This window comes from Methylohalomonas lacus (assembly GCF_024808875.1).
In the GTDB taxonomy this organism is placed as follows: Bacteria; Pseudomonadota; Gammaproteobacteria; order Methylohalomonadales; family Methylohalomonadaceae; genus Methylohalomonas; species Methylohalomonas lacus.
The window spans coordinates 53,961-78,335 of sequence record NZ_JANUCT010000011.1; the positions used below are offsets into that span (position 1 = coordinate 53,961).

Below are 24,375 nucleotides of genomic sequence, written 5' to 3' on the forward strand. Positions count from 1 at the left end.
ATATAACAGGTGTAGCTCGATATGAAGCAAAGATTTCAGACTTTTGCGGTAGCGGTTTTACTGACTGCCAGTGCACCGTTAGCAGCGCTCGGTCTGGGTAAACTGGATCAGGATTCAGCCCTGAACGAGCGTTTCGAGGCCCGTATCCCGTTGCTGTCCGTGACTGCGGATGAACTCAACACCCTCAAGGTCAGGCTGGCCGACGAAGCGGCGTTCAACCGTGCCGGCATCGATCGCGCACCGGCGTTGAGTCAGCTGCGTTTCAAGCTGGTCGAACCCGAGGTTGGTGATGAATATATCCGCATCACCAGTGAACAGCCCATTCGTGAACCCTTCCTGAACTTTCTGGTGGAACTGAGCTGGGGCGCCGGACGGATCTACCGTGAATACACCGTGTTGCTGGATCCACCGGTCTATGACACTGGCCAGCAGCGCGCCGAGCGCCCGGCGCCTTCGACGTCCCGAGATACAGCCGGCACACCCGCAGGAGCCGACCGCGGCGCGGACTCGCCAGCGCAACCGGTGCGTCCGGCCCAGCGTAGCGGCGCCTACGACGGCGGCGACTACGGTCCGGTGCAGTCGGGCGAGACGCTCTGGTCCGTTGCCAACCGCATGCGTCCGAGCGACGTGACGACGCACCAGATGATGCTGGCCCTGTTGCGTGCCAATCCCGAGGCGTTCACCAACAACAACATCAACGGTCTCAAGCGCGGCGCGATTCTGCAGATGCCGGACGAGCCGGCGCTGAACAGGCTTGGCGCCAGCCAGGCCCGGGATGAAGTCAGCCGCCAGCATGATTTGTGGGAACAGGCGCGCCAGTCGATCGCCGCCAGTCCGACGCAACGCGGTGAAAGTACCACCGCCCGGGCGCCGGCAGACAGCGCCGAGGCCGGGACGGATACCGCGGATGCGGACGGGGCTACCGAATCACGGCTGGCCCTGCTTGCCGCAGAGGATGGCGAGAGCGAACAACAGGGTGGCGCCGACGGCAGCGCCGATGCGGCGCAAAAGCTGGCGCTTGCCAATGAAGAAATCGAATCGCTGCGCCAGCAACAGGCTGATCTCAAGGACCAGCTGGCTGAAAACGAGGCGCTGATCGAGGATCTCAAGCGCCTCATAGCACTGAAGGATGATGAACTCAGCGCCCTGCAGGACAGTGAGCTGGAAGAAGCCGCCCAGGTTGCAGCTGACGATCGGTCACCGACGGCGGCAGATTCACTGCAGCAGGACGGTCATACGGTCAATTATCCGAATGGCGATCCGGCCCAGTTCATCAAGCAGGGAGACATACCCGACGGTGTCGCGCCGGCACCGGCGACGAGTGAACCGGCGGCCATCAGCCACACGGTGAATTACCCCGATGGCGGGCAACCGTCCGCGGATGAAACAGCGGCCGGCGACGAACAGGAACAGGCGCCGGCGGCCGAGCGTCCGGATGAAGCACAGGTCAGCGCGGCGGACGAGCCGGCGGCAACGGAACAACCGGAGCGTACGGCTGGGCAGGGCATGATGGACACGCTCGCGGGACTGGCGGCCAGCGCCCGCAGCTTCCTCATGGATAACCTGATGATCGTGGGCGCGGCATTACTGGCCCTGATCGCCCTGTTGGCGGGCATGAATTTCATGCGCCGTCGCCAGACCACGGCGGAAGATGACGAAGCAGCCATGGCCGCGACCGGATTCCCCGATTTCAGTGCCGGTACGACCGCCGGCCAGACCGACAGCGCGGCTGACATGACGGCCATGACCGGTATGGGGACGCAGCTGGACGCGGATGAGACGCCGACCGAAATTGGCGAGCAGACCCAGACAGGCAGGCAACCGGTTGCTGAAAGGGCAGGTGTCGATGATGACGACAGCCTGTTTGTGTTGCCGGAGGGCGAGGGCCCGGACGTGGCAGTCGATCACGAGGAAGCCGGAGATCCGCTCGCCGAGGTGAACGTGCTCATGGCCTACGAACATTTTGATCAGGCCGAGAGCTTCGTGCGCAACGCGCTGAAGAGCGACCCGGATAATGTCGAGTACCAGGCCAAATTGCTGGAGGTCTTCTACGCCGCCGGCAACAAGAAGAAATACGAGGAGGCCGCCAGCGACCTGCGCGACATGACCGGTGGCCACGGTGAACACTGGAAAATGGCGGTGGCCATGTGGCAGGAGATGTCACCCAACCGGCCGCTGTTCGAAGGTGGCGAGGAAGAGGATGAACTCGGTGCCAGCACCGGTGGCGGCGGCGGTATCGTCGACATCACCAGCGATACTGCCAGTGAAGCCACGGGCAGTGGCGGAACCGACGGCACCAGCGGTGGCCTGGACTTTGATCTGGGTGATTCCACCGGTGGCGGTAGCGGCAGTGATGACGGCGACAACGAGATGCTGGATCTCACCGCCTCGCAGGACGAGGCCGATGACGAGATGCTGGATCTGACTTCATCCACGGGTTCCAGGAACACGCCGGAAGATACCCGCACACTGGCGCAGAGCGAGACACCCGGGGAAAACACGAGTGCCACGGCCGGCGGCGGCCAGGCCGCCGCCCACGACAACGGCCTGGACTTCTCGCTGGACGACAGCGGCAGCGACAGTGACTTGCTGGATGTCACCAATAGCGGCAGCGCGATGGCCAGTGATGACGACGATATCCTCGACATCACTGCGTCGGGCAGCAAAGCCGAATCTGCAGACGACAACAGCCTGGATTTCTCTCTGGATGAAAGCGACACGGCGGCTGACGAAGCTGGTACACCGGCGGCCGACAGTGGCGAGCATGACAACATGCTGGAGTTTGAAGGCTTTTCTGCTGCCGATGATAGCGACGATGACGACAGTCTCGAATCCGGCAGCGCGACGAGTGCCGGTACTGACGACGCTCTCGAGTTCGATGCCGGTTCCGGAGAGGATGAACAACAGGCCGACAAGCAGCCGGATAGCGGCGGTGAAACGGCTGCCAGCGGTTTCGATGATCTGGATCTGCAGATCGAATCTTACGATGACAGCGCCGACCTGGACGAGATTGGCGAGGAACTCGACCGGCTCGAACAGACTCTGGGCACACTGTCGCGCCAGGAAACCACACAATCCGGTACCTCCGATGCGCTTGAGGGCATCGACAGCGAGCTGGAGAATTTCTCTGGCGAGCAGAACGAAAGCACTGCCGATAATGTGGCTGAAGCGGATGATGACGGTTCCGAGTTCGAATTGTCGCTGGACGACGCTGAGCAGGATGACAATACGATCGATGACGATCTGTCAGCGCTGAGCAAGGAACTGGACGAGGCGATTGCTGCAGCCGGTACCGGTGACACTGACGACAGCGGCTATGACAGTGACAATAGCGGCGGTCTCGATTTCGATCTGGGCGATGCTGGCGACGACGCGGACAGCGATGAGCTTGAGATCGAACTCGATGAGGGTACGTCAGACGATAGTGACGACAGGGAGCCGGGTGCGGATTTGAACAGCGATGATTTTTCGCTGGAAACCGTGCAGATGGATGCGGTCGATACCAGCAAGAAACCGAATGAGCACGGTTTTGGACTCGATTTTGACCTGGAAGGCGAAGCGGATGAAAGCGATTCGCTGGCGTCCATCGATATGGACTCGACCGTCGAGATTCCAAAGAGTCAGGCCAGAGAAGGCCTGTCATTGACGGATGACGACAGCGATGCTGGTGATGATGAAAACACGCTGTTTGTGGCGCGCGGTGGTGACAGCGACGAGCAGAGTCTTGAAGACGAACTGACCACCAAACTGGACCTGGCCAAGGCCTACGTCGAACTTGGTGATGCCGACAGCGCCCGCAGCATTCTCGAGGAAGTGATGCAGGATGGTAATGACAACCAGAAGCGTCAGGCCGGAGATCTGCTGCAGCAATTGTAAGACCGGCTGTTCGGGCCGGTGATGTATCCCGCCATTCGAGGTTATTGTGAACCGCTTTCGAACCGGCTGCCGACTTTGGGTCGGCAGCGGTCGATCTGAGTTACGGCCATGCGTATCGCGCTCGGTGTCGAATACTGTGGCAGCCGTTTCAACGGCTGGCAGCGCCTGCGTCGCGGCCGCAGCGTGCAGGCCTGCGTGGAACACGCGATTTCCCGGGTCGCCAATCATGAGGTCACGGTGGGTTGCGCCGGCCGCACCGACAGCGGGGTGCACGCGCGCTACCAGGTCGTGCACTTCGACAGCACCGCCGAGCGCGAGCCGCGCGGCTGGGTGATGGGCTGCAACGTGCACCTGCCGGAGGATGTCGCGGTGCTCTGGGCGCAGCCTGTCGAGGATCGATTTCATGCCCGCTTTTCGGCCATCGGCCGGACTTACCGCTACTACATTCTCAATCGCACGGCACGGCCGGGTGTGTTCGCGGGCCTGTTGACCTGGGAGTGCCGGCCACTGGACGCCGGTCGTATGCACACGGCTGCGCAGGCACTGGTCGGCAGCCATGATTTCAGCGGCTACCGGGCGCTGGGCTGCCAGTCGAAATCGGCGGTGCGCGACCTGCGCCGTATCGAGGTCAGCCGCCAGGGTGAACTTGTCACGATCGAGGTCGAGGCGAACGCTTTCCTGCATCACATGGTGCGCAATATCGCCGGCGTGCTGATAAGCGTCGGCAACGGTAAGGCGCGGCCGGAATGGGTCGGTGAGATCCTCGCCGGTCGTGATCGTACCCAGGGTGGCGTTACCGCACCGGCCGCCGGCCTGTACCTGGTCGCCATCGATTACCCGGACTGGGTCAGTCTGCCGCCGCCACGACGGGCGGCCGCGCCGTGGGACTGAACCGGGTACGGTGTTAATATCGCCCCTCGATTGTCGCAGGCCAGAACAGCATGAACCCGAGTGGCGCCCGTACGCGCGTTAAAATCTGCGGTATTACCCGGCCCGAGGACGCTGTCGCTGCCGCGGCCGCCGGCGCCGATGCCATCGGCCTGGTGTTCTATCCAGCCAGCCCGCGGGCGGTGAGCATTGAACAGGCGGCCGCGATCTGCGCGGCATTGCCGCCGTTCGTCAGTCGCGTGGCGTTGTTCGCGAACGCGGCGTCGGCGGAAATCCGTACGGTCCTGGAACAGTTGCCCATCGATCTGCTGCAGTTTCATGGTGAGGAAACGGCGGCCGAGTGCGACCGTTACGGTCACGCCTACATCAAGGTCGCCCGGGTACAGCCAGGCTTTGATCTGGATCTGTTCAACTGCCGTTACCCGGGTGCCTGTGGCATACTGGCAGATACATACCAGAGTGGCGTGCAGGGCGGCACCGGCGCCACATTTGACTGGTCGCTGTTACCGCAGCAACGGCGCAAGCCGTTGATTCTGGCCGGTGGCCTGAATGCGGCCAATGTCGCCGCCGCCATTCGCCAGGTCAGGCCCTATGGCGTCGATGTCAGCGGTGGCGTCGAAGCCGACAAGGGCATCAAGGATGCCGCCCGCATTACCGAATTCATTCATGAGGTAGACAACGTTGAGCGCTAACCCGACAGCAGTCGCCAATACCGGCGCCCCGGTCTTACCGGACGCGCTCGGCCATTTCGGCATCTATGGCGGCCGGTTCGTGTCCGAAACCCTGATGGGGCCGCTGGAGGAATTGCAGCAGGCCTACGAACGGTATCTCAAGGATCCGGATTTCCACGCCGAGCTCGATTACGAACTCAAGCATTTCGTCGGCCGGCCATCGCCGCTGTATCACGCCAAGCGCTGGTCGGAGAAACTCGGTGGCGCGCAGATCTATCTCAAGCGCGAGGATCTGAACCATACCGGTGCGCACAAGGTGAACAACACGGTCGGCCAGGCGCTGCTGGCCTATCGCATGGGCAAGAAGCGTGTCATCGCCGAGACCGGTGCCGGCCAGCACGGTGTCGCCAGCGCCACGATTGCCGCGCGCTACGGCATGGAATGCGTGGTTTACATGGGATCGGAAGACGTCAAGCGCCAGTCGATCAACGTCTATCGCATGCGCCTGCTCGGCGCCGAGGTGGTGCCGGTCGAGGCCGGCTCGAAAACGCTGAAGGATGCGCTCAACGAGGCCATGCGCGACTGGGTCACGAACGTCGACACGACTTTCTACATCATCGGCACGGTTGCCGGGCCGCATCCGTATCCGGCTATGGTGCGCGACTTCCAGGCGGTGATCGGCCGCGAAACGCGCGAGCAGAGTCTCGAACAGTTCGGTCGCCTGCCGGATGTTCTGGTCGCCTGTGTCGGCGGCGGTTCGAATGCGATCGGCATGTTCCATCCGTTCCTGCAGGATGAGGGGGTGCGGATAATCGGTGTCGAGGCCGGCGGCGAAGGCGTGGCCAGCGGCCATCATGCGGCGCCGCTGGCGGCCGGCCGGCCAGGCGTGTTGCACGGCAACCGCACCTACCTGATGGAAGACGAAAACGGCCAGATCATCGATACCCATTCGATCTCCGCCGGGCTCGACTATCCCGGCGTCGGTCCGGAACATGCCTGGCTCAAGGACAGCGGTCGCGCCGAGTATGTCACCGCCGACGACGACGAAGCGCTGGCGGCTTTTCATACATTGACCCGTACCGAGGGCATCATGCCGGCGCTGGAAACGGCGCACGCGCTGGCCCACGCCGCCAAGCTGGCGCCGACCATGGACCGCGACCAGGTCATCGTCGTCAACCTGTCGGGGCGCGGAGACAAGGACATCCATACGGTCGCCGCGCGTGAGGGTATCCGCTTCTGAAGCGGCCCGTATCATGAATAATCGCGAAACATTCCTGTCGCTGATTTTCGACAACGAACTCGAGCGCGTCGAGGTTGCGGAGATGCTGTGCGTTGACCGCGACCAGGTTGATCGCTGGCTGGCGGCGGTGGGATCCCGCAACCATGAAGACATTCCCGATATGGCCGTGGAGCTGCTGCGCCTCAAACTCAAGCTGGCCGGGGCGTCGTCCGGCGACTGAGCGACTGTGACACGGCGTTACGGGCGGCCGCCGCGGCGTGGTAAAATCCCTGTTCAGACCCGAGACCCAAGCCTGTCCCGACGCATTGTCCCGACGAACCGTTCTGGAAGATTCTATACATGAGCCGGATTCAAACCCGCTTCGCACAACTGCACGCCGATAACCGGCGGGCGCTGATCCCGTTCATCACGGCCGGTGATCCGAACCCGGAGGTGACCGTGGCGCTGATGCACGCGCTGGTCGCCGGCGGCGCCGACGTCATCGAACTGGGCGTGCCGTTTTCCGACCCGATGGCGGACGGCCCGGTGATTCAACGCGCCAGCGAGCGCGCGCTGAAACACGGCGTCACGCTGGGTAATGTTCTCGACATGGTGGCGGAGTTTCGCCGTGACAACAGCGAGACGCCGGTGATCCTGATGGGCTACCTGAACCCGATCGAGGTGATGGGTTACGAGCGTTTTGCCATGGCTGGCCGCAGCGCCGGTGTCGATGGCGCCCTGATCGTCGATATGCCGCCGGAGGAGGCCGGCGATTTCGCCGAGTTGCTGCGCGCGCATGACATGGACCAGGTGTTTCTGCTGGCGCCGACCACCAGCGATGTTCGCATCAAGCGCATCTGCTCGACTGCCAGCGGTTTCATTTACTATGTCTCGCTCAAGGGCGTGACCGGCAGCGACCAGCTGGACCTCGAGGATGTCGCCGCGCATGTGGCGCAGATACGCGCCTGCACGCAATTGCCGGTGGGCGTCGGGTTTGGTATCAAGGACGCGGACATGGCCGCCCGGGTGGCCGCGTTCAGCGACGCCGTGGTTGTCGGCAGCGCGCTGGTCGAGCGCATCGCCGCCTGCGGCGATGAACCGGAGCGTATGACCGCCACGGCGAGCGCGTTCATGCAGGATCTGCGCACGGCCATGGACGCCGCCTGACGGCAGGGCACTAAGGATTTTAATGCATCTGGAGAAGCCATGAGCTGGATCAAGAAACTGCTGCCCTCGCGCATCAAGACCAACGGGACGAGCCGGCGTAGCGTGCCGGAAGGCCTGTGGACCAAATGCGTGACCTGCAATGCCGTGCTGTATCGCGCCGAGCTGGAACGCAACCTGGAAGTCTGTCCGAAGTGCTCGCAGCATATGCGCATCAATGCGCGCGCACGGCTGGACGCGTTTCTCGATGCTGAACCGCGTAGCGAGATCGGTGCGAACGTACACCCGGTGGATCGCCTGCGTTTCCGCGATCAGAAGAAGTACCGCGATCGCCTGGCGCAGAGCCAGCGCACCACCGGCGAGGACGATGCCCTGGTCGCCATGGCCGGCCAGCTCAAAGGCGTGGCGTTGACCGCGGTGGCGTTCGAATTCAACTTCATGGGCGGTTCCATGGGATCGGTGGTTGGCGAGCGCTTTGTGCGCGCGGCTGAGTACAGCGTCGACCAGGAGATTCCACTGGTCTGTTTCAGTGCCAGTGGCGGCGCGCGCATGCAGGAAGCGATCATTTCGCTGATGCAGATGGCCAAGACCAGCGCCGCGATTGCCAACCTGAACCGGCGCGGCATTCCGTTCATCTCGGTGCTGACCGACCCGACCATGGGCGGCGTCTCGGCAAGCCTTGCCAGCCTCGGGGATGTCATTATTGCCGAACCCAATGCCCTAATCGGTTTTGCCGGTCCGCGCGTTATCGAGCAGACGGTGCGTGAAACGTTGCCGGAAGGTTTCCAGCGCAGTGAGTTCCTGCTCGAGCATGGCGCTATCGACATGATCATGGACCGCCGTGAAATGCGCGATCGTATTGCCTCCATGCTCGCGATCATGGGTCACCGGCGGTTGGCGGGTTAACCGGGCCTTTACCAGGGAGGCAGCCAGAATGTCAGCCGGAGTTTCCGCCAGTGCCAGCAGCAGCCTGCGCTTCAATACGCTGGATGAATGGCTGAAGTGGCAGGAGTCGTTGCATGCCACCGAGATTGAACTTGGTCTGGAACGCTGCCGCCAGGTGGCCGACCGGCTCGGTCTGCTGAAACCGCCGTACACGGTGGTCAGTGTTGCCGGTACCAATGGCAAGGGATCCAGCGTCGGCATGCTCGACAGCATTCTGCGCAAGTCCGGCTATCGGGTCGGCTGTTACACGTCGCCGCACCTGATCCGCTATAACGAACGCATTCACATCGACGGCGAGGAAGCCAGCGATACCGCATTATGCCGTGCGTTTGAACGCATCAATGACGCGCGCGGCGATATTTCCCTGACCTACTTCGAATTCGGCACGCTGGCGGCGCTGGAGCTGTGCCGGGAAGCCGGGGTCGACATCGCCGTACTGGAAGTCGGTCTGGGCGGGCGGCTTGATGCGGTGAACGTGCTCGATGCCGACTGCGCACTGGTTACCGCCATCGATCTCGATCACCAGAATTACCTCGGCGATACGCGCGAATTGATCGCCGTCGAGAAGGCCGGTATCTATCGCCCGGGTCGTCCGGCGGTGTGTTCCGACCCGCAGCCGCCCACCACCCTGCATGATTACGCCCACCGGATCGGTGCGCAACTGTCGGTTTACGGTCAGGACTTTTACTGCGAACGCCATGACGACAATTGGGACTGGCATAGCGGTGTCGACAGCTGGATCGGACTGCCTTACCCGGATCCGTTCAACAGTTGCCAGATACAGAACGCGACGGGTGTGCTCATGGTCCTGCATCACCTGCGCGCACGTTTCCCGGTACAGCCCGAGGCCGTGCGCCAGGGTCTGGTCGGGTTCCGTCTGAATGGCCGTTTCCAGGTTCTGCCGGGTGAATTTCAGTACGTGCTCGATGTCGCCCATAATGCCCACGCGGCACGCATGCTGCTGGATAACCTCAGGCAGCTGCCCTGTACTGGCCGGACCCATGTAATTATCGGTATGCTTAGAGACAAGGATCGCAGCGGTGTCTTCAAGGTGCTTAACGAGGTTGCTGACAGTTGGCATACGATCAGTCTGACCAACAGCCGCGGCACCGCTGCCGAGGTTCTGACACGGGAACTGGAGAGCCTGGACACCGGCAAGCCGATCAGCAGCCACGATGACATGGCGGCGGCACTGGCGGCGGTACGCGCACAGGCGGCAGCCGCTGATCGCGTGTTGATAACCGGTTCCTTCCTGACCGTCGGTGCGGCTTTGCGGTTACTGGAGGCAAAAGGTTGAGTATGGATCGGGGACTCAAGGAACGACTGGTAGGCGCCGCGGTACTGGTGGCGTTGGCCGTGATTTTCATCCCCATGCTGCTGGACGATGCACCACCCGGGCCGGGGCCGATCAGTGAAAGCAATATTCCGCCGCAGCCGGAAGAAACCGGTGAGCTGGAGTCGCGCATCAAGCCGCTCGAGTCTGAGGCGGTAACCGTCGAACCGCCGCCGCCGCAGGCCGAAGACATTGTCACCGAACCGGCCGGGCCGACCACGGATGCCGAGCCGGAACCGTCCGTCCCCTTGCCGGACGATGAATCCGACGCTGAAGCAGCGGCCGCTGAACCGGCAGACGAACCGGCCGGGGAAACGCCGGCCAGCGAACCTGAATCCGATTCCGGTGCCGATGCCGTGTCAGCCGAAGAATCTGCAGACAGCGACGGCCCGTCGCAATCGGCCGGGCAGGCGAGTGCCGACAGGCCGGAGGGCTGGGTGGTCCAGCTGGGCAGTTTCTCGCGCCAGAGCAACGCCGAGCAGCTGAACGAGAAGCTGAAAAAGGCCGGCTATGACGCGTTTGTTGAGCCGGTCCGACAGTCCGGCCAGCAGGTTTATCGCGTCCGTGTCGGCCCCGAGGTGCAGCGCAGCGAGGCGGAAAAAGTACGCGATGCAATCAGCGATGAATTCGATCTCAAGGGCATTGTTGTCAGTTACCCCTAACCTGGCGCCGTTGGCGGGTTTGCGCTAGATGGTGCCGCACTGGGCGGATATCGTCATCCTCGCCGTGATCGGCGTGTCGGCGCTGGTCAGCGTATTCCGCGGCTTCCTCCGCGAAGTGCTGTCGCTGCTGGCCTGGGTACTGGCATTCTGGATGGCGTTGACGTTTACGCCGCTGGTCGCGCCGTGGTTCGAGGGTCTGGTGGAGGTACCGTCGATCCGCTTTATTCTCGCTTTTGCCGCACTGTTCGTCATGACCCTGTTGGGCGTGTCACTGATCGGTTACTTAATTGTTAAACTCATGGGCAAGACCGGGTTGACCGGCACCGATCGCATGCTCGGCCTGCTGTTCGGTATTGCCCGTGGCGGGGTGATTGTCCTTCTGCTGGTTCTGCTGGCCGGCCTGACCCGGGTGCCGCAGGATCCCTGGTGGCAGCAGGCCCGCCTGCTGGCGCATTTCCAGCAGGCCGCGATCTGGACCCGGGGCCATTTACCGGCGTCGGTGGCCGAACATATCAGTTATGATCGCCCTTCTGCGGATCAGACCGCTGCGGGCAAACTCTAAAGGTATGACCTAATGTGTGGAATCATCGGCATCGTGGGCAAGGGCCCGGTTAATCAGCTCATCTATGATGGCCTGACGATGCTGCAGCATCGCGGCCAGGATGCCGCCGGCATGGTGACCTGGGAGGATGGTCGCCTGCATCTGCGCAAGAATAACGGCATGGTGCGCGATGTCTTTCACACCCGGCACATGCTGCAGCTGCGCGGCAACGTCGGTATCGGTCACGTCCGCTATCCGACCGCGGGCTGCTCCTCGGCCGCCGAGGCGCAGCCGTTCTACGTCAATTCCCCCTACGGCATCTGCCTGGCGCACAATGGCAACCTCACCAACAGCGAGACCCTGAAGCGCGATCTGTTTATCGAAGACTTGCGCCACCTGAATACCGAGTCGGATTCCGAAGTGTTGCTGAACGTGTTCGCGCACGAGCTGCAGCAGATGCGCAAGCTGCGACTCGAGGTCGATGACATTTTCAATGCCGTCAGCGGTTTGCATCGGCGCTGCCGCGGCGGTTATGCCGCTATTGCCATAATCAATGGTTCCGGCATTCTCGCGTTCCGCGATCCGCATGGCATCCGCCCGGTAGTATTTGGTCAGCGCCAGACTGAGCAGGGTACCGAGTACATGATCGCCTCGGAAAGCGTGGCTCTGGACGTGCTCGGTTTCCAGCTGATTCGCGATCTGGAACCCGGTGAAGCGGTGTTCATCAGCATGGACGGCGAACTGCATACCCGGCAGTGTGCCGACAACCCGCGTTACGCGCCGTGCATTTTTGAGCATGTCTACCTGGCGCGTCCGGATTCGATCATCGACGGCATTTCCGTTTACAAGGCGCGATTGCGCATGGGCGAGAAGCTTGCCCGCCGCATTCTGCGCGAACGGCCGAATCACGACATTGACGTCGTCATTCCGATACCCGATACCAGCCGTACTGCGGCGTTGCCGCTGGCCTATGAGCTGGGTGTCAAGTATCGCGAGGGCTTCGTCAAGAATCGCTATATCCCGCGCACCTTCATCATGCCCGGCCAGGCGGTACGCAAGAAATCCGTACGCCAGAAACTCAATGCCATCGAGCTTGAGTTCAAGGACAAGAACGTATTGCTGGTAGATGATTCCATCGTGCGCGGTACTACCTCGCGGGAAATCGTGCAAATGGCACGCGAGGCCGGGGCGAAGAACGTTTACGTTGCTTCGGCGGCGCCGCCGGTGCGTTACCCGAACGTCTACGGCATCGACATGCCGGCGGCGGATGAATTCATCGCCCACGGCCGCAGCGTCGACGAGATCTGCAAGGAAATCGGTGCCGACTGGCTGGTTTACCAGGACATGGATGATCTGATCCAGGCGGCCAGCAAGGGCAACCCGATAATCGAGGCGTTTGATACGTCCTGTTTTACCGGCGAGTACGTCACCGGTGATGTCAGTCAGGATTATCTCGACCAGATATCCTGTGCCCGCAGCGATGATGCCAAAAACCAGCGCGAAGCTGGTGAGGATAACCTGCGCGATCTGACCAACAGCGCCTGAGAGTTATCAGGCAGGCTGTCTTGCTGGATTCGCTTGTCGGGATAGCTCAGCGCGCAAAGACCTTCTGTAACAGCTCGGTCGTGCGCTTGGCCGGATTGGCACGGATGGCAGCCTCTTCCACCGCCAGGTAGTCGAAGATGGCACCAATCGCGTGATCGACGACATGTTGTGACAGGTTTGCCTTGATGTCCGGCACGAACGGCAGCTGCTGATAGTCGTTCATGACTTGATCGTAGGTCTGTATCGCACCGACTTCGGCCAGGCTGTTGTTGATCATCGGGGTAAACTCGCGCTCCAGGGGCGTCGACATTTGCTCCTGAAAATAGCGGGTAGCGGCGTCTTCCGGACCGTTGTAAATAGCACGGGCGTCGTCCAGCGTCATGTTCCGGATGGCGTCGACGAACATGGTCCGCGCCTTGGGCGCGGCCGCCTCGGCAGCGCGGTTCATGCGCAGTTCCAGATCATCGATCTGCTCGGCCAGGCCGACCCGCGCCAGTGCGTCGCGGACCTGTTTCAGGTTGTCAGGCAGCGGGATGTGCGCTTTCGGGTCTTCATAGTAGCCATTCGTCTGGCCCAGCTGACTGACGACATTGTCGCTGCCGACCCGCAGGGCTTCACGCAGGCCCGCGGCGATATCGGCATTGCTGAGTGCGCCGGTCGTGGCCGCGTCATCACTGCCGAAGCCCTCTAGCATTTGTTTGCCCTTGTCCCACCAGTTGCCATCGGCTTGTGCGATCATGGGGGTCAGCATGAACAGCAACAGCCACGTTAAGGTTCGGGTCATGGTATGGCTCCAGCCAGGATTGGATACCCATACTAGCGGGCCAGGCGGCTAAAAAAAAACGGGGTATCCACTGGATACCCCGTTCAGGCTTGCCCTCACTATGGCAGTCGAGGTGACCGCTGCTGCCATACCCCCTTTTCTTATTATTGTTTGTGGCTGTAATTCAGTTGACCAGCGCGTCTCCGACCGGTCGGGTGCGAGAACCACGAACCATGCTGAGCATGGAAATGGCCTCATGCAGGCTGCTTTCAAACAGCCGCACAGTCGCCGGATCGGCCTCGAGATCGCCCTGGAGTTGACGGCACAGGCAGGCGGGATCGAGTTCGCCGTAGTGTTCCTTGAACGTGGCAACATACAGCGCCAGCAGACGCAGGCTGTCCGCCAGTGCTTCGCGATCGCTGCCATCCAGCAGTCGCTGTAACTGGCTTTCGGCGGTCTGGATGTGCTTCAGTTCGGTCATGCGTTATCTCTGTTGTGACGCCTGCAGGAATACAGAGCAAGGCTTATGCCACTATTTTTTTATTTTTAAAAACAGCGTGTTGGGATTTTTGCCGTGGTTCGGGCCGGGCGCGCGGTCGCCAGAATGTCGGCAAATGACGACAAAAACCGGCCGGCCGCCGCTGGCCGGAGTGGTGAGTTGACTTGCGCGTGCGCTTTCACTAATCTGGCTGAACAATCAGAACAAGCGCCGATTTGATAATCAGCTTGCGGGCGCTCAAAAAATACTGCTAAAGAGGTCGACCTGCTTTAGCGATAGCTGACGCGGGTTTTTTTATGCCCTCCTTTCGTCGCTGTAACCACGAATGGCGAAAACCGCTATCAGTTATCCGTATCAGGCGGCTCTGAAACGGCGCGAGCTGCAACCGATTACGTACAGGAAAGGCCGTTATGTCAGATTTTGATGAGTTTTCTCCGACCACCCGGGCGGTACGCGCCGGGCAGATACGCAGTCCTGAGGCGGAACACAGTGAATTGATCTACGCCACCTCGAGCTTTGTGTTCGACAGTGCCGCCGAGGCGGCGGCGCGTTTTGCCGGTGAATCGCCCGGTAATATCTATTCGCGTTTCACCAACCCGACCGTACGCATGTTCGAACAGCGTCTCGCGGCAATGGAAGGCGGCGAGCGCTGTGTCGGCACTTCGTCTGGTATGAGCGCCATCCTGAGCACCTGCATGGGGCTGCTGGAGGCTGGCGATCATATTGTTTCCTCGCGCGCGATCTTCGGTACCACCGTTAACCTGTTCAACAAGATCCTGAGCAAGTTCGGTCTCGCGACCAGCTTCGTGCCGTTGACCGACTACGACGCCTGGGAGGCGGCCATCCGGCCCGAGACGAAAATGCTGTTCCTGGAAACGCCGTCGAATCCGCTGACCGAAATCGCCGATATCGAACGCCTGGCCGACATTGCCCATCGGCATGACTGTCTGCTCGTGGTCGACAACTGTTTCTGTACGCCGATCCTGCAGCAACCATTCAAGTATGGTGCCGACATCGTGATCCATTCCGCGACCAAGTATCTCGACGGTCAGGGTCGTTGTGTCGGTGGTGCTGTCATCGGACCGCAGGAGATGATGGAAGAACACGTGTTCGGCTTTCTGCGCACGGCCGGGCCGACTATGAGTCCGTTCAACGCCTGGGTTTTTCTGAAAGGCCTGGAAACGCTGGGCGTACGCATGCGCGCGCATTCGGACAGCGCCAATCAACTGGCGCACTGGCTGGCCGAACAATCCGGCGTTGAAAAAGTGTATTACCCGGGGCTGAAATCCCACGCCCAGCATGATCTGGCCAGCCGCCAGCAGAGCGGTTTCGGTGGTATCGTCAGTTTCGAGGTCAGCGGCGGTCGCGAGCGGGCCTGGCAGCTGATCGACAGGCTGCGGTTGTTCTCGATCACCGCCAATCTCGGTGATACCAAGAGCACGGTGACGCACCCGGCCACGACCACGCACTCCCGACTGAGCGACGCTGAACGCGCCGCGGCCGGTATCGGCGATGGCCTCGTGCGGCTGTCGGCGGGGCTTGAGGATGTCGGTGATCTGCAGGCGGATCTCGCCGCGGCACTGGCTGCGCGTTGATTTTGTGCACCTGCAGCAGTGCCCGGCTCAGGTTTTTCCATTTCCAAGGCTTGTGCTAGCATGACGCGTTCTCGCGCCGGGGACTAGGGATGCGGACGCCGGTATGGGTGCGGAAGAACGCAAGAACATCACTGAATTTTTATTTTTTTACCATTAAATCAATTAATTGGCCGATAGAGGCTGTAGACAATAAGGCAACGAAGGAGAGTCACGATGCCCGGACGTAATTTCCTGTTCATCCCCGGTCCGTCCAATGTGCCGGAACGAATCATGAACGCCATGCATGTTTCCCAGGAGGACATGCGTGCCACCGATTTCCCCGAATTCACCCTGCCACTGTTCGAGGACCTGAAAAAGGTCTTCAAGACCGAGACCGGTCGCGTGTTCGTGTTTCCGGCATCCGGTACCGGCGGCTGGGAAGCCGCGATCAGCAATACGCTGTCGCCCGGCGACAAGGTGCTGATGTCCGGTTTCGGCCACTTCAGCAACCTCTGGATCGACATGTGCCAGCGCCATGGTCTCGACGTGCAGGCGCTCGATGTCGAGTGGGGCAAGGGTGTGCCGGCAGAACAGTATGCCGAGATCCTCAAGGCCGACAAGAATCATGAAATCAAGGGTGTGTTTGCCACCCAGAACGAAACCGCCACCGGCGTGGCCAGTGACATCAAGGCGGTGCGCAAGGCGCTGGACGACGCTAATCATCCGGCGCTGTTGTATGTCGACGGTGTCAGCTCGATCGCCAGCATGGATTTCCGCATGGACGAGTGGGGCGTCGACCTAGCCGTCAGCGGATCGCAGAAAGGCTTCATGCTGCCCACCGGGCTCGGCATCGTCGCCGCCAGCCAGAAGGCGCTGGACAAGATGTCGTCGGCCAAGCTGCCACGCACCTTCTTCTCGTTCGAGGACATGATGAAGGTCAACGACAACGGCTTCTTCCCGTACACGCCGCCGACCACGCTGCTGCGCGGTCTGCGCGAGTCGCTGAACATGCTGTTCGAGGAAGGTCTGGACAACGTCTTCGCGCGCCACAAGCGTATGGGTACTGCCGTGCGCAAGGCGGTAGAGGCCTGGGGCCTGCAGCTGGTGGCCCAGGGACCGGAGTGGTATTCCGACACGGTCACCGCAATTTACGTGCCGGAAGGCAATGACGGCAACGAAATGGCCCGTCACGCCTATCGCCATTACAACCTGTCGCTCAGTGTGAGTGTCGGCAAGATCGCCGGTCAGGCCTTCCGTATTGGCCATTTGGGTGATATGAATGAACTCATGCTGCTGACGCCGATTACCGGCGCCGAGATGGCCATGAAGGATATGGGTTATGACATCGAACTGGGCAGTGGTGTCGCTGCCGCCCAGGAGTATCTGCGCAGTACCAAAAAGCAGATCAAGAACTAAGTCATGACCCCGAAAAATAACGATATCGTGGGCGCCGGTTTCGGTGCCCGCGCTTATGCCCGAACTTTGAAGAAGGAGGCTGCATGAGCTTCACGCAATATGAGCCGGCAAGACAACGGCTGCAACGCAGTGAACTCGCCGTGCCTGGTACCAATACCGGTATGTTCGAGAAGGCCCTGAAGTGCGACGCTGACTATGTGTTCCTCGACTGTGAGGACGCGGTCGCGCCGGACGACAAGGCACAGGCGCGCAAGAACATTATCGAGGCCCTGAACGACCTGGACTGGAAGGGCCACAACAAGACTGTATCGGTGCGTATCAATGGACTTGATACACATTACATGTACCGCGACGTCGTCGATATCTGCGAACAGGCCGGTAACAAGCTCGATACCATTATGATTCCGAAGGTGGGTACCGCGGCCGACGTCTATACCGTCGACTGCATGGTCACCCAGATCGAGCAAGCCAAGAAACTGGATCACAAAATTGGCCTGGAGGCCCTGATCGAGACCACGCTCGGTATGGCGAATGTCGAATCGATTGCTCAGTCGAGCAAGCGTTTCGAGGCGCTGCACTTCGGCGTGGCCGACTACGCCGCCAGCTGCCGCGCGCGCACTGTGGTGATCGGCGGTCTGAACCCGGATTACCCGGGCGATCAGTGGCATGCTGGACTGCATCGCATGCTGGTTGCCTGCCGGGCATTCGGCCTGCGCGCCATTGACGGGCCGTTCGGCGACTTCAATGATCCGGATGGTTACAAGGACGCGGCGCGCCGCGCCGCGGCCATGGGCTATGAAGGCAAGTGGGCGATCCATCCGAGCCAGATCGAGCTGGCCAATGAGATCATGTCGCCACCGGACAAGGTGGTCGAGGATGCTCGCGCGACGCTGGAAGCGCTGGAAGAAGCTGCCAAGGCTGGCAAGGGGGCCGCGTCACTGAACGGTCGTCTGATCGATGCCGCTTCGGCGCGCATGGCCGAGAACGTGGTCAAACAGGCCGACGCCATCGCTGCGAAAGGCCAATAAAATACTAAAGCATATGCCCGGCTTGCTGTATGGCGGGTCCGGGCATGCTGCATAAATAAAATTCCTGGTTGGAGGATACAGTCATGGAGATCCATGAGTATCAAGCGAAAGAACTGCTGAATGATTTCGGTGTATTGACGCCCTCGGGAGGGCTGGCCTACAGCCCTGAACAGGCGGTATACCGCGCCAAGGAAATTGGCGGCGACAAATGGGTGGTCAAGGCGCAGATTCATTCCGGTGCCCGCGGCAAGGCCGGCGGTATCAAGGTCTGCTCGAATGATGACGAAATCTGGAACGCTGCCGACGAACTGCTCGGCAAGAAACTGATCACGCACCAGACCGGCCCGCAGGGCAAGGTCGTGCATCGTCTCTACGTCGAGGCCGGCACCGATATCCAGCGCGAAATTTATCTGGGCATTGTGCTCGATCGCGCCGAGGAACGGGTGGCGGTTGTCGCCTCCGGTGAAGGCGGCATGGAGATCGAGGAAATCGCCCGGGAAAAACCGGAATCCATCATCCGCGTTTCAGTGGAACCGGCGGTCGGCATGCAGCCGTACCAGGCGCGTCAGATCGCCTTCAAGCTGGGCCTGGAAAAGGGCCAGATCAGCCAGATGGTCACCACCATCCTCGGCTGCTACCGGGCCATGCGCGATCTCGACGGTACCATGGTCGAGATCAATCCGCTGGTACTTACGGGTGACGGCCGCGTGCTGGCACTGGACGCGAAGATGTCGTTCGATGACAACGCGCTGTTCCGGCGCCCCAATATTGCCGAATTGCGTGACAAGTCGCAGGAAGACCCGCGCGAAATGCGTGCTTCCGACCGCGGCCTGAGCTACGTCGGCCTGGACGGCAATATCGGCTGCATTATCAACGGTGCAGGACTTGCCATGGCGTCGCTGGACATGATCAAGCATGCCGGCGGCGAACCGGCCAACTTCCTCGATATCGGCGGCGGCGCCTCGCCCGAGCGCGTGGCCAAGGCCTTCAACCTGGTGCTGGAGGATGAAAAGGTCGAGACCATGCTGGTCAACATCTTTGCCGGTATTAACCGTTGTGACTGGGTCGCCGAAGGTGTGGTCCAGGCGGTCAAGAGCATTGATCTGAAAATTCCGCTGGTGGTGCGCCTGTCAGGCACCAACGTCGAGAAGGGCAAGCAGATTCTCGCCGACAGCGGGCTCGACATCATCATGGCCGATACGCTGCGCGAGGCCGCCAACAAGGCGGTGGATGCGTGGAAAAAGCACACCGGCAAATAAGATTAAGAGGATCAGATCATGGCAATTCTTATCGACCAGAACACGAAAGTCATCGTGCAGGGATTTACCGGCCAGATCGGTACTTTCCATGCCGAGGACATGATGAAGTACGGCACCAATATTGTCGGTGGTGTCACCCCGGGCAAGGGCGGTACCACACATCTCGGCAAGCCGGTATTTAACACGGTGGAAGACGCTGTCGAGGCGACCGGCGCCGAGGCCAGCATCTGCTTTGTGCCGCCACCGTTTGCGGCCGACTCGCTGATGGAAGCCGCCGACGCCCGCCTGAAATATTGCGTGGCTATTCCCGATGGTATCCCGTCGCATGACATGATTCGCGTGAAGCGCTACATGAAGCGTTTCCGCAAGGAAGAAAAGATGATCCTGACCGGCCCGAACTGTGCCGGCACGATCAGTCCCGGCAAGGCCATGCTTGGTATCATGCCCGGCCATATCTACAAGGAAGGCAACGTCGGTGTCGTCGGTCGTTCCGGTACGCTGGGTTACGAAGCCGCCGACCAGATGCGCGATCTTGGAATCGGCGTCTCCACCAGTGTCGGTATCGGTGGTGACCCCATCAACGGCAGTTCTTTCCGCGACATGTTCGAATTGTTCGAGCAGGACGACGAGACCGATGTTGTACTCATGATTGGTGAAATCGGCGGCCCCCAGGAAGCCGAGGCGGCCAAGTTTGCCAAGGAAAACATGAAAAAGCCGATCATCGGTTACATTGCCGGTCTGACCGCGCCCAAGGGCCGTCGCATGGGCCATGCCGGGGCCATCATTTCCGCCTTTGGCGAGAGCGCTGCCGAGAAGGTGGAGATCCTGGAAGAGTGCGGTGTCACGGTGTCACCCAGCCCGTCGGATATCGGCGATACGGTCGCCAAGGTGCTGGCCAAGCTGTAGGCCGAACACACGGCAGTGGATGAGTGTCGATCACTCGCCCTGAACGGGGCGGGTTGATCGGGCAAACTTCATGTTCCACCAACGGCCGTACGCGTGACGGCTGCGTGGTTTTGTACAGTCAATATTAGGAAAGATCCCTATGAGCAAACCCAAGGTTATTGTGACCCGCAAGTGGCCCGAGGAAGCGGAAGCCAAGTTGCAGGAACATTTCGATGTCGTTCTCAACAAGGACGACAAGCCCATGTCCGCCGACGAGCTGCAGGATGCGCTCAGGAATGCCGATGCCTTGTGCCCGACCGTAACCGACAAGGTCACCGCCGAGGTGCTCAGTGCGGATCCGCTACGCGCCAAGATTATCAGCAATTTTGGTGTCGGTTTTAACAATATCGATACCAATGCCGCCCGTGAGCGCGGCCTGATAGTAACCAACACGCCCGAGGTTCTGACTGACTGTACTGCCGATATCGCCATGACGCTGCTACTGATGGCCGCCCGCCGCGCCGGTGAGGGCGAGCGTCATGTGCGCAATAAGGAGTGGACCGGTTGGCGGCCGACGCACATGTTGTCAACCAAGGTAACCGGCAAGACGCTCGGACTCATTGGTTTTGGTCGCATTGCACAGGCAATGGCGCACAAGGCACATTTCGGCTTTGGTATGAAGATCATCTTCCATGATCCATTCCCGCCGTCGAAGGAAGTGATCAACCGCTTTGGTGCCACACAGTGCGACAGCCCGGAAGCTGTCCTGGAACAGGCCGATTTTGTGTCGCTGCATTGCCCGGGTGGCGAGAAAACCCGTCACCTGCTCAATGCCGAGCGCCTGAAGAAGATGCAGTCGCACGCCATACTGGTGAATTCGGCCCGCGGTGATGTCATCGACGAACAGGCTCTGGTTAAGGCGCTCAAGGACGGTACGATTGCAGCGGCCGGTCTCGATGTGTTCGAGAACGAGCCGCAGGTCACCGAGGATCTACTGACGATGGAAAATGCCGTTATTCTGCCGCATCTGGGTAGTGCGACCACCGAAACCCGGGTAGCAATGGGTCTGCGCGTGTTTGGCAATCTCAAGGCCCACTTCGATGGTAAAGTCATACCGGATCGTGTCGTGTGAACGAGACCAACCTCCATTTCATACCGGAAGAGACGGTTCCGGCTGACGATCAGCTGGATGCCGCTGCCGCTGCCTATGCCAAGCAGATCGTCGATTTGCTGGATGAACAGATGCGCGCGGTCATCGATTTTCGGGCGCCGGAAATCATGCCGTACTTTGTCGGTGAGCAGCCGGTGCCGGATGATCAGCGCGAAATTCTGGTCAACAGTCTGCAGGCCTGGGGAATATGGTTCCAGCTGCTGAATGTGGCCGAGGAAAACACCGCCATGCGCCGGCGTCGCCAGACCGAAAAGGTGCGCGGCCCGGACAAGGTGCCCGGGACTTTCAGTAATGTGCTGGCGATTGCCAAGGAAAATAACGCCACGGCCGAGGAAATCCAGGCCCTGCTGGACAGGGCGCATATCCGGCCAACATTGACGGCGCATCCGACCGAGGCCAAGCGCGTTACGGTGCTGGAGATTCACCGACGTATCTACCTGCTTCTGTTTGAACTGGAAGGTACTCGCTGGACGCCGCGCGAACGCCAACGCATGCTGGAGCTGGTGCGTAACGAGATCGATCTGCTCTGGCTGACCGGCGAACTGCGGCTGGAAAAACCCACCGTAGGACTGGAGGTGGCATGGGGACTGCACTTCTTCGAACAGTCCCTGTTCGAGCGCATTCCGGAATTAATGGAAAAGCTGGAGTGGGCACTCAAGCAGCACTATCCGGATCATGAATTCAATCTGCCGCCGTTTTTCCAGTTCGGTTCCTGGATCGGTGGCGATCGTGACGGCAATCCTTACGTCACCAATGACGTCACGCGCCAGACGCTGCTGAAGAATCGGCACATGGTGCTGCATCACTATCGCCAGCGGTTCATCAGTCTGCTGCACAAGCTCAGCGTGTCGGAAAACTTTACGCCCATTTCGGATGAGTTTCGTCATGCCCTGGAAGAGAAACTGGTCGCCAGCGGCCAGGGTGAGCATATTACCCAGCGCAACCCGGGCGAGGTATTCCGCCAGTTCATGACCTGCGTCATGATGCGCATGCAGGCGACGATCGATCGTGCCGATGGCAATGACAGCATTCCCGAGACTGCGACCTATACCGACAGTGACGATCTGATCCATGACCTGGACGTACTCGAACGGGGGCTGATTGATGCCAGCTGTGGCCATCTGGCCAAATCGCTGGTCAGACCGGTACGCCAGGAGGTCGAGGCCTTCCGCTTCCGCACGGTGCGTCTTGACCTGCGCGAGAACACCACGGTTACCAATGGCACGCTGGCAGCCATCTGGCGTGAGCTGAACGGCAAGCCGGCCGATGCCGAAGCGCCGGCCACCGATTCCCAGGAATGGCTGGACTGGATCCGGGAACGCCTGGCCGAGCCGCTGGACGAATTGCCGGAATTCAAGACACTGGATGAAAAATCTGAATCGACGCTGGGGCTGTTCCGACTGATCCGCGATATTCGCGAGCAGCTGGACCGCGAGGCGTTTGGTAACTTCGTTCTCAGCATGACCCAGAATGTCAGCGATATTCTCGGTATCTATCTGCTGGCCAAGTATGCCGGTCTGTACAATGACCGTGAGGGTGTCGAAAGCTGTGTACTACCCATCGTGCCGCTATTCGAGACCATCGACGACCTGCAGCGGGCCCCCGAGATGATGAAGGAGTTGCTGTCCTATCAGGTACTGCGGCGCTCGGTGAAGAACCAGGGCAAAGTACAGGAAGTGATGATCGGCTATTCCGATTCCAACAAGGACGGCGGTTTCTTGACCTCCAACTGGGAGTTGAGCAAGGCGCAGGCGCGCCTGACCCAGGTCGGTGAGGAAGCCGGTATTCCGATTTCCTTCTTCCATGGTCGTGGCGGTTCCGTGAGTCGTGGCGGTGCGCCGACCGGCTACGCCATCGCCGCACAGCCGCCCGGATCGGTACAGGGACGCATGCGCATTACCGAACAGGGTGAGGTGGTGTCATCCAAGTATGCCAACCAGGGCACCGCCGAGTACCAGATGGAACTGCTTGCTACCAGCGTGTTCGAGCACACGATCAAGTCGCCGGAAGAAGGCAAGAAACAGCGGCCGGAATTCGATGAGGCACTGGAAGCCCTGTCCGGGCTTGCCTATACCGCCTATCGTGGCCTTGCCGAGCAGGAGGGTCTGGTGGACTACTACCAGGCAGCCAGCCCGGTGGAAGAACTTGCGTTGATGAACATCGGTTCGCGGCCGGCACGCCGTTTCGGGGCAAAATCGTTAAACGATTTGCGTGCCATCCCGTGGGTGTTTGCCTGGACGCAGAATCGTCATATCGTTACCGGCTGGTACGGTGTCGGCACCGCCCTGGAAAGCTTTTTCGAGGTGCGTGGCAGCGAAGGCGAGGAACTGCTCAAGCGCATGTTCGAGGAATCAAGCCTGTTCCGTCTGATCATCGATGAGGTGGAAAAGACACTGTCGCTGGTCGATATGGAAGTCAGCCGTGCTTATGCCGACCTGGTACCGGACGCGGAAGTTCGCGAGCGCATCTTCGGCATGATTGAGCAGGAATACAACAAGACCTGCGAGATGGTCATGCGCATCACCGATGAAACGCAGCTGGCAACGCGTTTCAAGAAGTTCAGCCGTCGTCTTGGCCGGCGCAACCCGATTCTCAACCGGGTCGGTCAGTCACAGGTGCAACTGGTCGAACGTTTCCGCGCCCGTGCCGACGACAATGATCAGAAACTCGACGATCTCGTGCCGTTGCTGCTGTCGATAAACTGCGTTTCGGCAGGACTCGGCTGGACAGGCTGAGGGGCTGCGCCCATAGGCGCAAGCGCGTATCTCGTTATTCGTGAAGCGTATCTCGGGCCTGAAATTTCGGCTTGACAGGCTGGCCTTGCCAGCCAAGTTGTCGTTGACAAACGACAAACGACAAACGACAAACGACAAACGACAAACGACAAACGACAAACGACAAACGACAAACGACAAACGACAAACGACAAACGACAA

General features: G+C 60.5%; 20 protein-coding genes and 1 riboswitch. Of the genes, 18 read left to right on the plus strand and 2 right to left on the minus strand.

The features are described 5' to 3' along the window. The first annotated feature begins 21 nt into the window (after window positions 1–21). From J2T55_RS08760 to purF, 11 genes are all read left to right on the plus strand, one after another. Window positions 22–3,876: a FimV/HubP family polar landmark protein gene (locus J2T55_RS08760; RefSeq protein WP_259055704.1), complete on the plus strand. Its 3,855-nt coding sequence runs from the start codon at window positions 22–24 to the stop codon at window positions 3,874–3,876. Window positions 3,877–3,984: 108 nt separating this feature from the next. Continuing rightward, window positions 3,985–4,767, plus strand: a complete 783-nt coding sequence (truA, locus tag J2T55_RS08765; protein WP_259055706.1) for a tRNA pseudouridine(38-40) synthase TruA — start codon at window positions 3,985–3,987, stop codon at window positions 4,765–4,767. A gap of 50 nt (window positions 4,768–4,817) precedes the next feature. Further along, on the plus strand, window positions 4,818–5,456 hold the full coding sequence (locus tag J2T55_RS08770) for a phosphoribosylanthranilate isomerase (RefSeq protein ID WP_259055708.1): 639 nt from the start codon (window positions 4,818–4,820) through the stop codon (window positions 5,454–5,456). Beyond that, window positions 5,446–6,675 carry a tryptophan synthase subunit beta gene (trpB, locus tag J2T55_RS08775; protein WP_259055710.1) on the plus strand — a complete coding sequence of 410 codons (1,230 nt, stop codon included), beginning with the start codon at window positions 5,446–5,448 and terminating at the stop codon, window positions 6,673–6,675. Before J2T55_RS08770 ends, trpB begins: the two co-directional genes overlap by 11 nt. 13 nt (window positions 6,676–6,688) lie before the next feature. Then, window positions 6,689–6,895, plus strand: coding sequence for a hypothetical protein (locus tag J2T55_RS08780; protein WP_259055711.1), 207 nt, complete (start codon window positions 6,689–6,691; stop codon window positions 6,893–6,895). Window positions 6,896–7,014: 119 nt separating this feature from the next. Next, window positions 7,015–7,821 carry a tryptophan synthase subunit alpha gene (gene trpA, locus J2T55_RS08785; protein WP_259055713.1) on the plus strand — a complete coding sequence of 269 codons (807 nt, stop codon included), beginning with the start codon at window positions 7,015–7,017 and terminating at the stop codon, window positions 7,819–7,821. 39 nt (window positions 7,822–7,860) lie between these two features. Continuing rightward, on the plus strand, window positions 7,861–8,724 hold the full coding sequence (gene accD / locus J2T55_RS08790; RefSeq protein WP_259055715.1) for an acetyl-CoA carboxylase, carboxyltransferase subunit beta: 864 nt from the start codon (window positions 7,861–7,863) through the stop codon (window positions 8,722–8,724). A gap of 28 nt (window positions 8,725–8,752) precedes the next feature. After that, window positions 8,753–10,060 (plus strand): bifunctional tetrahydrofolate synthase/dihydrofolate synthase, encoded by a 1,308-nt coding sequence (gene folC / locus J2T55_RS08795; RefSeq protein WP_259055717.1) that lies wholly within the window; start codon window positions 8,753–8,755, stop codon window positions 10,058–10,060. 2 nt (window positions 10,061–10,062) lie between these two features. Next, window positions 10,063–10,758, plus strand: a complete 696-nt coding sequence (locus J2T55_RS08800; protein ID WP_259055718.1) for an SPOR domain-containing protein — start codon at window positions 10,063–10,065, stop codon at window positions 10,756–10,758. A 28-nt stretch (window positions 10,759–10,786) separates the two neighbouring features. Continuing rightward, window positions 10,787–11,320, plus strand: coding sequence for a CvpA family protein (locus J2T55_RS08805; protein ID WP_259055719.1), 534 nt, complete (start codon window positions 10,787–10,789; stop codon window positions 11,318–11,320). A 12-nt stretch (window positions 11,321–11,332) separates the two neighbouring features. Then, window positions 11,333–12,844 (plus strand): amidophosphoribosyltransferase, encoded by a 1,512-nt coding sequence (gene purF, locus J2T55_RS08810; protein WP_259055721.1) that lies wholly within the window; start codon window positions 11,333–11,335, stop codon window positions 12,842–12,844. A 46-nt stretch (window positions 12,845–12,890) separates the two neighbouring features. Here purF and J2T55_RS08815 read toward each other — a convergent pair whose 3' ends face one another. Both J2T55_RS08815 and J2T55_RS08820 read right to left on the minus strand, forming a co-directional pair. After that, complete coding sequence (locus J2T55_RS08815) at window positions 12,891–13,628, minus strand: DUF4197 domain-containing protein (protein ID WP_259055722.1); 738 nt, start codon at window positions 13,626–13,628, stop codon at window positions 12,891–12,893. Between the two features lie 163 nt (window positions 13,629–13,791). Continuing rightward, on the minus strand, window positions 13,792–14,088 hold the full coding sequence (locus J2T55_RS08820) for a hypothetical protein (RefSeq protein WP_259055723.1): 297 nt from the start codon (window positions 14,086–14,088) through the stop codon (window positions 13,792–13,794). Window positions 14,089–14,303: 215 nt separating this feature from the next. Then, a riboswitch (SAM riboswitch) is annotated at window positions 14,304–14,381 on the plus strand. A 135-nt stretch (window positions 14,382–14,516) separates the two neighbouring features. Here J2T55_RS08820 and J2T55_RS08825 point away from each other — a divergent pair. The 7 genes from J2T55_RS08825 to J2T55_RS08855 all read left to right on the plus strand — a co-directional run bounded on the left by J2T55_RS08825 (window position 14,517) and on the right by J2T55_RS08855 (window position 24,174). After that, entirely contained in the window at window positions 14,517–15,701 is a 1,185-nt protein-coding gene (locus tag J2T55_RS08825; protein ID WP_259055724.1) for an O-succinylhomoserine sulfhydrylase, read from the plus strand. Between the two features lie 213 nt (window positions 15,702–15,914). After that, a complete protein-coding gene (locus J2T55_RS08830; protein WP_259055725.1) occupies window positions 15,915–17,096 on the plus strand; it encodes an aminotransferase class V-fold PLP-dependent enzyme in 1,182 nt (393 codons plus the stop codon). A gap of 83 nt (window positions 17,097–17,179) precedes the next feature. Beyond that, window positions 17,180–18,124, plus strand: a complete 945-nt coding sequence (locus J2T55_RS08835) for an HpcH/HpaI aldolase/citrate lyase family protein (protein WP_259055726.1) — start codon at window positions 17,180–17,182, stop codon at window positions 18,122–18,124. A gap of 83 nt (window positions 18,125–18,207) precedes the next feature. Beyond that, complete coding sequence (locus J2T55_RS08840; RefSeq protein ID WP_259055727.1) at window positions 18,208–19,383, plus strand: malate--CoA ligase subunit beta; 1,176 nt, start codon at window positions 18,208–18,210, stop codon at window positions 19,381–19,383. Between the two features lie 18 nt (window positions 19,384–19,401). Beyond that, on the plus strand, window positions 19,402–20,289 hold the full coding sequence (sucD, locus tag J2T55_RS08845) for a succinate--CoA ligase subunit alpha (RefSeq protein WP_259055729.1): 888 nt from the start codon (window positions 19,402–19,404) through the stop codon (window positions 20,287–20,289). A gap of 139 nt (window positions 20,290–20,428) precedes the next feature. Next, window positions 20,429–21,400, plus strand: a complete 972-nt coding sequence (locus tag J2T55_RS08850) for a 2-hydroxyacid dehydrogenase (RefSeq protein WP_259055730.1) — start codon at window positions 20,429–20,431, stop codon at window positions 21,398–21,400. After that, complete coding sequence (locus J2T55_RS08855; protein ID WP_259055731.1) at window positions 21,397–24,174, plus strand: phosphoenolpyruvate carboxylase; 2,778 nt, start codon at window positions 21,397–21,399, stop codon at window positions 24,172–24,174. Before J2T55_RS08850 ends, J2T55_RS08855 begins: the two co-directional genes overlap by 4 nt. Window positions 24,175–24,375 lie beyond the last annotated feature (201 nt).

Bases quoted from the DNA above. Each gene is read 5' to 3' on its own strand.
- J2T55_RS08760 (WP_259055704.1), top strand. From the start codon at position 22: ATGAAGCAAAGATTTCAGACTTTTGCGGTAGCGGTTTTACTGACTGCC.
- truA (WP_259055706.1), top strand. From the start codon at position 3,985: ATGCGTATCGCGCTCGGTGTCGAATACTGTGGCAGCCGTTTCAACGGC.
- J2T55_RS08770 (WP_259055708.1), top strand. From the start codon at position 4,818: ATGAACCCGAGTGGCGCCCGTACGCGCGTTAAAATCTGCGGTATTACC.
- J2T55_RS08780 (WP_259055711.1), top strand. From the start codon at position 6,689: ATGAATAATCGCGAAACATTCCTGTCGCTGATTTTCGACAACGAACTC.
- trpA (WP_259055713.1), top strand. From the start codon at position 7,015: ATGAGCCGGATTCAAACCCGCTTCGCACAACTGCACGCCGATAACCGG.
- accD (WP_259055715.1), top strand. From the start codon at position 7,861: ATGAGCTGGATCAAGAAACTGCTGCCCTCGCGCATCAAGACCAACGGG.
- folC (WP_259055717.1), top strand. From the start codon at position 8,753: ATGTCAGCCGGAGTTTCCGCCAGTGCCAGCAGCAGCCTGCGCTTCAAT.
- J2T55_RS08800 (WP_259055718.1), top strand. From the start codon at position 10,063: ATGGATCGGGGACTCAAGGAACGACTGGTAGGCGCCGCGGTACTGGTG.
- J2T55_RS08805 (WP_259055719.1), top strand. From the start codon at position 10,787: ATGGTGCCGCACTGGGCGGATATCGTCATCCTCGCCGTGATCGGCGTG.
- purF (WP_259055721.1), top strand. From the start codon at position 11,333: ATGTGTGGAATCATCGGCATCGTGGGCAAGGGCCCGGTTAATCAGCTC.
- J2T55_RS08815 (WP_259055722.1), bottom strand. From the start codon at position 13,628: ATGACCCGAACCTTAACGTGGCTGTTGCTGTTCATGCTGACCCCCATG.
- J2T55_RS08820 (WP_259055723.1), bottom strand. From the start codon at position 14,088: ATGACCGAACTGAAGCACATCCAGACCGCCGAAAGCCAGTTACAGCGA.
- J2T55_RS08825 (WP_259055724.1), top strand. From the start codon at position 14,517: ATGTCAGATTTTGATGAGTTTTCTCCGACCACCCGGGCGGTACGCGCC.
- J2T55_RS08830 (WP_259055725.1), top strand. From the start codon at position 15,915: ATGCCCGGACGTAATTTCCTGTTCATCCCCGGTCCGTCCAATGTGCCG.
- J2T55_RS08835 (WP_259055726.1), top strand. From the start codon at position 17,180: ATGAGCTTCACGCAATATGAGCCGGCAAGACAACGGCTGCAACGCAGT.
- J2T55_RS08840 (WP_259055727.1), top strand. From the start codon at position 18,208: ATGGAGATCCATGAGTATCAAGCGAAAGAACTGCTGAATGATTTCGGT.
- sucD (WP_259055729.1), top strand. From the start codon at position 19,402: ATGGCAATTCTTATCGACCAGAACACGAAAGTCATCGTGCAGGGATTT.
- J2T55_RS08850 (WP_259055730.1), top strand. From the start codon at position 20,429: ATGAGCAAACCCAAGGTTATTGTGACCCGCAAGTGGCCCGAGGAAGCG.